Origin of the sequence: Streptomyces mutomycini, assembly GCF_001700505.1 — a bacterium.
GTDB lineage: Bacteria > Actinomycetota > Actinomycetes > Streptomycetales > Streptomycetaceae > Streptomyces > Streptomyces mutomycini.
This window is the reverse complement of sequence record NZ_MAPV01000330.1, coordinates 1-1,569: the sequence shown is the minus strand read 5'-3', so window position 1 is coordinate 1,569 and position 1,569 is coordinate 1. Positions and strand designations below refer to the sequence as shown.

1 protein-coding gene is annotated in these 1,569 nt (G+C 71.9%); it reads right to left on the bottom strand.

The genetic code is table 11. From position 1 onward, the window contains the following. Positions 1-1,529, bottom strand: a 1,529-nt coding sequence (locus tag BFF76_RS30245; protein ID WP_065849498.1) for a metallophosphoesterase family protein, incomplete at its 3' end; no start/stop codon positions are given. Positions 1,530-1,569 lie beyond the last annotated feature (40 nt).

The following is a 1,569-nucleotide window of genomic DNA, read 5'->3' as shown; positions in this document are numbered from 1 at the left end:
GCCGTGGAAGGGGTCTGAGAGGGGGAGGGGGACGGGCTCTTCAGGTTCTCCTCGGGGAGATGGCGGCCGACCTCGGCCGTCGTCAGGCCGAGACCTCCGAGAGTGATCTCGTCCCAGGCCTGCAGACGCCGGGTGGCGCGGTCCAGGTAGAGCACCGAGGCGCGCACCTTCTCGGGCTTCTCGTTCTGTACGGCGCGCAGTCCGCCGCCGCCCGTGGAGCCCTCGACCTTCAGCCGTGTGCCCAGCGGCAGCAGTTCGTTCACCCGGTGGTGCACATGGCCGGCCAGGACCAGCGGAACGGTCCCGTCGGTTTCCCGGGCGGCGTTCGGGTCGTGCGCCACCGCGATGTCCGCCGGGGTTCCCGCCTGCTTCTGGTCGCGCAGTGCCGCGGCGAGGCGCATGCCCGCGAGCTGCTCGGAGGCCTTGCCGCCGGTGGGGCGCGAGCGGTCGGGTGTGAACTGCGGGTCCCCGATGCCGGCGATCCGCAGCCCGGCCACCTTCACCGCGTCGCCCCCGTCGAGGACGCGCACGTTCTTCGTCTTCTGCAGATGCGCCTGGGTCTCCTTCGAGTCGTGATTGCCCCTGACCCACACATAGGGCGCGCCGAGATCGCGGACGGGGTCCAGGAAGCCGTTCTCCGCGGCCGTGCCGTGGTCCATCGTGTCGCCCGAGTCGATGATCACGTCGATCTCGTACTGCTCGACCAGCGAGGCGATGATGTGCCAGGCGGCGGGGTTGAGATGGATGTCGGAGACGTGCAGGACCCGGATGGTCCCCGGGTCCGGCTGGTACACGGGCAGCGTGGACGTGGCGTCGTACAGCTTGGTGACGTTGGTGACGAGCCTGGCCAGTTCCTGCTGGTAGACGTCGAACTCGGTGACGATCGAGCGGGCGTCGCCGACGACCGACGGGGCGCTGGAGAGCAGCCCGGAGAATTTGGGCTCCAGGACGGACTTCGGGTTCCAGGTGGCGTACGCGCTGACTCCCGAGGCTGCCAGCAGCGCCAGGGCGAGACCTCCGGCGGCCAGGGCGCGACGCGGGCGCCGGTAGACGACGAGGCCGAGCGCGGTGGCGCCGGACACCACGGCCACGCAGGAGCGGACGGCGAGCTCCCGGGTCCCGGAGGCGACGTCGGCGGTGACCTCGTCCTGGAGCCCGGAGAGGCGTTCGGGGTGTTTGACCAGGGCCTGCGAGCGCTCCGGGTCCAGCTGGTCCACGTCCACGTCCAGGCGGACAGGTGCGTGGTGGGAGTCCAGCTCCAGGGCGCCGAGCGGTGACACGTTGATCTTGGTACCGCCGCTCACCGAGGGACGCAGGGTCATGGTGGTGTCCATGGGGCCCACGGGCGTCCGCACGCTGCCGACGACCAGCAGGCCGAGCCAGGCGCCCAGCACGACCACGGCGAGGAGGCCGAACGCGCGCTTCCAGGGGTGCGCCGCGGGTGCGAGCCCGCCGGCTGGGGAGGTGGCGAGCGAACGGGAGCGGAGGCGGCGGACACGGGCTGCTGCGGCGTGGAACGGGCGTGCCATTGGGCCCGTATGCCCCGATCGGGCGGCGGGCATGCGGGCC